Origin of the sequence: Sphingomonas sp. (assembly GCF_019749955.1) — a bacterium.
Classification (GTDB): domain Bacteria; phylum Pseudomonadota; class Alphaproteobacteria; order Sphingomonadales; family Sphingomonadaceae; genus Sphingomonas.
The window spans coordinates 91,683-98,726 of record NZ_JAIEPC010000064.1 but is presented as its reverse complement, the minus strand read 5'-3'; the positions used below and the strand labels follow the sequence as shown (position 1 = coordinate 98,726).

Sequence of the window (7,044 nt, the reverse complement as noted above, 5' to 3'; positions counted from 1 at the left end):
ATGTATGCGGATCGCATCTTCGCCTTCACCCCGCGCGGCGAGCTGATCCAGCTGCCCAAGGGCGCGACGCCGATCGACTTTGCCTATGCGCTCCACACCGATCTCGGCGATCAGGCGGTTGGCGCCAAGATCAACGGTCGCGTGGTGCCGCTGCGCACGCATCTCGACAATGGCGATCAGGTGCAGATCCTGCGGTCGAAGGCACAGCGCCCGCAGCCGCACTGGCTGAACTTTGCGATCACCGGCAAGGCGCGCGCGGCGATCCGGCGGCATTTGCGGATCAAGGAACGCGACGAAGCGCAGGCGCTCGGCAAGAAGCTCTATGACGAGATCGTCAAGCGGCTGCCGACCACGCTCGCCGATGATGCGATCGGCGCGGCGACCAAGCGGCTGAAGCTCGCCGACGGCGCGGCGCTGATGGAAGCGATTGCGCGGCGCCGCTTCACCGATGGCGAAGTGATGGATGCGCTGATGCCGGGCGCGTCGGCGGTGCTCGGCGATGCGACCCCCTCGGCGCCGATGGCCGCGATCTCGATCCGCGGCCTGACGCCGGGCATTGCTTTCGACCTCGCCGAATGCTGCCATCCGGTGCCCGGCGACCGCATCGTGGGCTTGCGCCGTCCCAATGAGGGGATCGAAGTCCACAAGATCGATTGCGCGAAGCTCACCCACAGCGACGATGCCGACTGGGTCGATCTCGCCTGGGGCGACAAGACCGAAGGCGCGGTCGCGCGGATCGCGGTGCAGTTGAAAAACGAGCCCGGCGCGCTCGGCGTGGTCGCAACGGTGATCGGCGCGCACAAGGCCAACATCATCAACCTGCGGCTCGACAATCGCGATACCGGCTATCACACCAATTTGATCGACATCGAAGTGCGCGACCTGACGCATTTGACCCGGTTGATCGCCGCGCTGCGCGCCGCCGACGCCGTGAGTATGGTCGAGCGCGACTGAAGCCGGTTGCCAGCCGCAGAGGCGCGGCTAAGCTGGTCCCCAACAAGGTCGAACAAAGGGGATTATCGATGGACCGTCGTCGCTTTCTGGCCGCCAGCGGTGTGGCCGCTGCTGTTGCTACGCTGCCCGGGGCGCTGCGCGCTGCCGCCCCGGCGGGCGATGCCGCGCTCGATGCGCTGTTCGACAAGATTTTCAACGCCAATGTCGACGACAATCCTGAGTCGGCGACGCAGCTCGGGCTCGACAAAGGCGCGCGCGCCAGCCTGAAGGGCAAGCTCGACGATCGATCCTTGGCGGGGCGCGCTGCGGATCTCGCGCGCGCGAAACAGGCGATAGCCGATATCACCGCGATCGACCCGGCGACGCTGTCCAAGGGCGGCAAGCTCAACCGCGAAGTTGTGCTCTATTCGCTCACCAGCGGCATCACCGGTCAGGCCAAATATGGCATTGGCAGCACGATCCGCCCCTATCGCATTTTCCAGCAGGGCGGCGCCTATTTCTCAGTGCCCGATTTCCTGTCGTCGTCGCACACAATTGCGAATGCCGCTGACTGCGAAGCCTATCTGTCGCGCTTGCAGGCGTTTGGCACCGCGCTCGATCAGGACAGCGCGGTGCAAAAGGCGGAAGCCGCGCGCGGCTATGTCGCGCCCGATTTTTCGATTGAGCTGACGCTTGGCCAGATGGCCACTCTGCGCAAGGCAGCACCCGAGGCGAGCTCGATGGCGCTGTCGCTCGCGAGCCGCGCGGCAAAAGCGGGCGTCGCGGGCGACTGGGGCGCGCGGGCGGCGAAGATCATATCCGACTCGGTCTATCCCGCGCTCGACCGCCAGATCGCGCTGGTGCAGGGCCTGCCGCGCCGCAAGGAAGCGGGGCTGTGGGCACTGCCCAATGGCGACGCGATCTATGCCGATGCGCTGAAGGCGGCGACCACCACCAATTTCACGCCGGACGAAGTCCACAAGCTCGGCCGCCAACAAGTCGCCGAGATCAGCGCCGAACTCGACAAGATTTTGCGCGCGCAAGGCCTGACGCAAGGCTCGGTCGGCGCGCGGCTCACCGCGCTCAACACCCGGCCCGAACAGCTTTACGCCAACACCGCCGAAGGGCGCGCCGAGTTGCTCGCGGGGCTGAACGAAGGCGTGCGGGCGATGCGCGCGAGGCTGCCGCAGGCGTTCATCAACCCGCCGCAGGCCCCGCTCGAAATCCGCGCCGTGCCGGTCGAGATTCAGGACGGGGCGTCGAATGGCTATTACCGGCTAGCCTCGCTCGATGGGTCGCGCCCCGCAATCTATTTCATCAACCTGAAGGATGTCGGCGACTGGCCGAAATATACGCTGCCGTCGCTGACCTATCACGAAGGCGTGCCCGGGCATCACACACAGTTGAGCGTCGTCGCGAGCCTCAAGACACCGCTGCTGCGCCGCCTGTCGTTCTTCGGGGCTTATTCGGAAGGCTGGGCGCTCTATGCCGAGCAAGTCGCCGACGAACTTGGCGGCTATGCCAGCCCGGTCGAGCGCGCGGGCTATCTGCAAAGCTTCCTGTTCCGCGCCGCGCGGCTGGTTGCCGATACCGGTATCCACGCCAAGCGCTGGACGCGCGAACAGGCGACCGATTATTTCGTCGAAACGGTGGGCTTCGCCCGGCCCCGGTCGCTGCGCGAGATCGAGCGTTACTGCACGCAGGCGGGCCAAGCGTGCAGCTATAAGCTCGGTCATATCAGCTGGCTGCGCGCGCGCGACAATGCCCGCAAGATCCTGGGGCCAAAGTTCGACATCAAGCAGTTCCACGAAGTGCTGCGCGACGGCGCGGTGCCGCTCACGATCCTCGAACGGCTGGTCGAGGAGCGCGCGCGGGCGGCGGTGTGACACGCTTTGCGCGGAACGATTTGACCGCTAGAGGGGCGCCATGATCCGCCCTGCGCTTTCCGTCGTCATTCCCTGCTATAATGAGGAACTCAACCTCGACTTGCTCCACACCCGCGTGTCGGCGGCGGCGCGGGCGGCGGTGGGCGAGGATTATGAGATCGTCCTGATCAACGACGGGTCAAAGGACGGGAGCTGGGCGGTGATGCAGCGGCTGGCGGCGAGCGACCCGCGCCTTGTCGCGATCAACCTGTCGCGCAACCACGGCCACCAACTGGCGCTAACGGCGGGGCTCGACCTGTGCTGCGGCGCGCAGATCCTGATCATAGACGCCGATCTGCAGGACCCGCCCGAATTGCTGAGCGACATGCGCGCGACGATGGCCGCGCAAGGCGCCGATGTCGTCTATGCCGTGCGCCGCAAACGCGAGGGCGAGACGTTTTTCAAGAAGGTGACGGCGGCGGCCTTCTACCGCGTGCTCGACCGCGTCACCGACACGCCGATCCCGCTCGACACGGGCGATTTTCGACTGATGAGCAGGCGCGCGCTCGACGCACTCCTCAGCTTGCCCGAACAGGCGCGCTTCATTCGCGGGATGGTCGCCTGGGTCGGCTTCCGCCAGGTGCCCTTCGTCTATGACCGCGCCGAGCGCCACGCGGGCGACACCAATTACCCGCTCGGCAAGATGATCCGGCTGGCGCTTGACGCGGTAACGGGCTTTTCGACCGCGCCGTTGCGGTTCGCGAGCCATGTCGGCCTCGCGTTGACCGGCGCATCGCTGCTGCTGTTCGTCTATATTGCGATCGGTTTCTTCACCGGCAGCGCGGTGCAGGGCTGGACCTCGACGATGCTCGTCGTCGTGCTGCTGGGCGCGGTGCAGATGTTCGTGCTGGGGATGATCGGCGAGTATCTCGGGCGGCTGTATGTCGAATCGAAGCGAAGGCCGCTGTATCTGGTGGCCGATGTCGCGGGGCCGGTGCGTGGGACGGCGACGCTTGGGTTTAAGGCAGACGCGGTTGAAGTGGCGCCGGTGAGCGGTGGCGAGGTTGTGCCGGGGGAATAACTTAAGGCTTTCGAAAACCTCTCCCCGTTCGTGCTGAGCTTGTCGAAGCACCGACCTTCTTCTGCGAGCGGCGGAAAAGAAGAACAGCCCTTCGACAAGCTCAGGGCAAACGGGATAGTGCTATCCGCCCACCTTTGACGCCAAGGTCACGATCGACACCCCCCATGTCAGCGGCACCCGCCCCACCAGATGCCGCTCGAGCCCAAACACCGTCTCGAACAGCGCATTGACCGGCCCCGGCGGGGGTGAATCGTCGCTGTCGTCCTTGCCCGTCAGCCGCCCGGCGAGGCGCGACGCCGCCGCGAGCGGAAACAGCAGCGAATTGAACCAGCGCAACCCATTGTGCTTCAGCCCCGCCGCTGCAATCGCGCGTCCCAGCGTCGCTTTCGAATAGCGCCGGTGGTGGTGATTGACGACGTCGTGGGCGCTCCACATCCATTGGTGCGCGGGCACCGCGATCAGGATTTTGCCGCCGGGCTTGAGGCAATCGCGCATCGCTGCCAGCGCCGCGACATCATCCGCGATATGTTCGACGACATCGAGGACCGCAATCAGATCATAGGCGCCGCGTTCGATCCCCGGCAGCTCGGGCAGTGGCGCCGCGCCGACCGGGCGGCCGAGCCGTTCGCTCGCAATCGCGCGGGCGGCAGGGTCGATCTCGATCGCCTCAACCGTGCCAAAGCGCGCGAGCATCGGCAGGTTGTGCCCGGTGCCGCAGCCGATCTCGAGAATGCGCGCGTTCTTCGGCAGCCCGCCCAGCCGCGTCAGGTAATCGCTCAATATCTCGCGGCGCGCGCGGTACCACCAATGGGTGGAATCATGCGCCGCCATCCGGTCGTAGACGATTCTATCCATGCGTCTTGCCCATCAGGCGAACACCAGCCAGCGATTGAGGATGAAAGTGAAGATCGTCGCGATCAGCACGGCGGGCAAGAGCGGCGCCCAGGCGGGATAGCCGAGCAGCGCCGTGCCGACCCAGGTGACGAGCGCATTGAGCCCGACGCCCGATGCCTGCACCGCGACGAACTTGATTTGCTGCACCGCGCCGGGATCGCGCGACCCATGCCCCTTGAAGCTCCAGCGGCTGTGCAGGAAGAACCCCGCCGTCACCGCGACCGCAAAGGCGAAGGGCACCGCATAGACCGCGCGCGGCCCCGGCCACACCCAGGTCGTCAGCGGCAGATAGACCGCCGAATAGATCAGCGTCGAAATCCCGCCGGCAATGCCGAAGCGCAGCAATTGGCCGAGCACCGGATTGTCGCGCAACATCGTCTCTGCCTGGCGGATCATTTCTCAACTTGCCCTTTACGCGCGCTGCCGTAGAGCGCGGGACGATGCGAGGGAAGCTGTTTTGAGCGACGACACCGCTGCCTCGCCGGGATTGGCGCCCGCCATCCGGGATGTGCTTGAGCGGCATTGGCTCGCGCTGACGCTGATCGCCTGGGCAGTGATGGCGGTGTGGTTCGTCGCCAATGGCTGGAACGCGGTGCGCTGGCTGTCGCTGAGCGACACCGACGATAACATGCGGCTGATGCAGGTCCGCGCGCTGCTGAACGGGCAGGATTGGTATGATCTGCGCCAATATCGGATGAACCCGCCCGCAGGCTTCGACATCCACTGGACGCGGATTGTCGACCTGCCGATCGCGGGGCTGATCCTGCTGCTCAAGCCCTTCGTCGGCACTTTCTGGGCCGAGCGGCTGGCGTGCGGCATCGCGCCGCTGCTGCCGATGTCGGTGACGCTGGCGGCACTCGCCTTCACCGTGCGGCGGCTGGTGAACCCGCTGGCCTGGCCGCTCGCGGTCGTCTTCCTGCTGTTGTGCACCACGACCTTGCTGATGTTCATGCCCGAACGCATCGATCATCATGGCTGGCAGCTCGCATCGCTCGCGATGACGGTTGCGGGGCTGGCCGATCCGGCGCGGCGGCGCGGGGGCGCGGTGGTCGGGCTGGCGAGTGCCTTTTCGCTGTCGACCGGGCTTGAGATGCTGCCCTATGCGGCGGGTGCAGGCGCGATCATCGGTTTGCGCTGGGTGTGGGACCGGGCCGAGGCGCCACGCATGACCGTCTATGGTGGCTGCCTCGCGATCGGCTGTACGCTCGGTTATCTCGGCTTTGCCTCTTATGCGAACAGCGTGCTGCGCTGCGACGCGCTGACGCCGGTGTGGCTGAGCGTGATGGTCGCGGCGGGCGGGCTGCTGGTGCTGCTCGGCACGCTCAATCCGGCATCGCGACCGGCGCGGTTCGGGCTGGCCGTTGTTGCGGGCGCGCTGATCATCGCGGGCTTCGCAGGAGTCTTCCCGCAATGCCTCGGGCGGCCCGAGCAGGTGTCGCCCGAACTCCAGCGCAACTGGCTCGACAATATCCGTGAGGCCAAGCCGGTCTACACCCATCCGTTCCGCGTCTATTTCCCGGTGGTCATGCTGCCGGTGATCGGGCTGGTCGGCGCGATCACCGCGACATGGCGCGCGCGCGGCGAGCCGACTTTTGCCGCCTGGGCCGGGGTGCTGCTGTTCACCTTGCTGGCGGGCGGGCTGCTGCTGTGGCAATCGCGCGCCAGTGCGGCGGCGCAGTTGCTCGGCGTGCCCGGCACGATTGCGCTGACCTGGATCGTCTTGCCGTGGTTCCTGCAGAGCCGGTCGATGCTGGTGCGGGTATTCGGCACGGTTGGCGGTTTTCTGATCGTGTCGGGCGCCTTTGCCGGTTTTGTCGTCAAATGGCTGCCGGTCGAACAGCCGACCGCGCGCACCAAGACGATCGACCGTGCGAGTGGCTCATGCCCCAGCTACACCGCCCTCAAGCCGCTCGACCATCTGCCGCCGCAGACGATCTTCACCTTCATCGATCTCGGCCCGCGCTTGATCACGGTCACGCATCACAGCGCGATTGCTGGCCCCTATCACCGCAATGGCGGCGCGATTCTCGATGTGCAGCATGCCTTTGGTGGCAGCCCCGACCGGTTCCGCGCGATTGCCAAGGCGCATGGCGCGCGGCTGTTGCTGATCTGCCCGAACATGGCCGAATCGACGGTCTATCGATCGCGCAACAAGGGCGGGTTCTATGACCGGCTCGCCGATGGTCAGGTGCCGGCGTGGCTGACGCCGATTGCGATGCCGAAGAAGTCGCCGCTTAAGTTGTGGCGGATCGAGTAAGGCAGAAACCTGCT

General features: G+C 66.1%; 6 protein-coding genes. 4 read left to right on the top strand and 2 right to left on the bottom strand.

The features are described 5' to 3' along the window. The 3 genes from K2W81_RS12665 to K2W81_RS12655 all read left to right on the top strand — a co-directional run. Positions 1-954: RelA/SpoT AH/RIS domain-containing protein (locus tag K2W81_RS12665; RefSeq protein ID WP_294104820.1), on the top strand; the 954-nt coding region annotated here is incomplete at its 5' end. A 68-nt stretch (positions 955-1,022) separates the two neighbouring features. Continuing rightward, positions 1,023-2,819, top strand: coding sequence for a DUF885 family protein (locus tag K2W81_RS12660; RefSeq protein WP_294104818.1), 1,797 nt, complete (start codon positions 1,023-1,025; stop codon positions 2,817-2,819). A 40-nt stretch (positions 2,820-2,859) separates the two neighbouring features. After that, positions 2,860-3,879: a glycosyltransferase family 2 protein gene (locus K2W81_RS12655; RefSeq protein WP_294104816.1), complete on the top strand. Its 1,020-nt coding sequence runs from the start codon at positions 2,860-2,862 to the stop codon at positions 3,877-3,879. Positions 3,880-3,999: 120 nt separating this feature from the next. On the opposite strand, the gene K2W81_RS12650 is transcribed toward K2W81_RS12655, so the two are convergent. Together K2W81_RS12650 and K2W81_RS12645 are read right to left on the bottom strand one after the other, a co-directional pair. Continuing rightward, positions 4,000-4,734, bottom strand: a complete 735-nt coding sequence (locus tag K2W81_RS12650) for a class I SAM-dependent methyltransferase (RefSeq protein WP_294104814.1) — start codon at positions 4,732-4,734, stop codon at positions 4,000-4,002. A gap of 12 nt (positions 4,735-4,746) precedes the next feature. Next, a complete protein-coding gene (locus K2W81_RS12645) occupies positions 4,747-5,169 on the bottom strand; it encodes a GtrA family protein (protein ID WP_294104812.1) in 423 nt (140 codons plus the stop codon). A gap of 61 nt (positions 5,170-5,230) precedes the next feature. Between K2W81_RS12645 and K2W81_RS12640 the strand changes: the two genes are divergently transcribed. Then, the gene (locus K2W81_RS12640; protein ID WP_294104810.1) at positions 5,231-7,030 is read left to right on the top strand and encodes an AcrB/AcrD/AcrF family protein; all 1,800 of its coding nucleotides are present in this window, start codon (positions 5,231-5,233) and stop codon (positions 7,028-7,030) included. Positions 7,031-7,044: the final 14 nt, after the last annotated feature.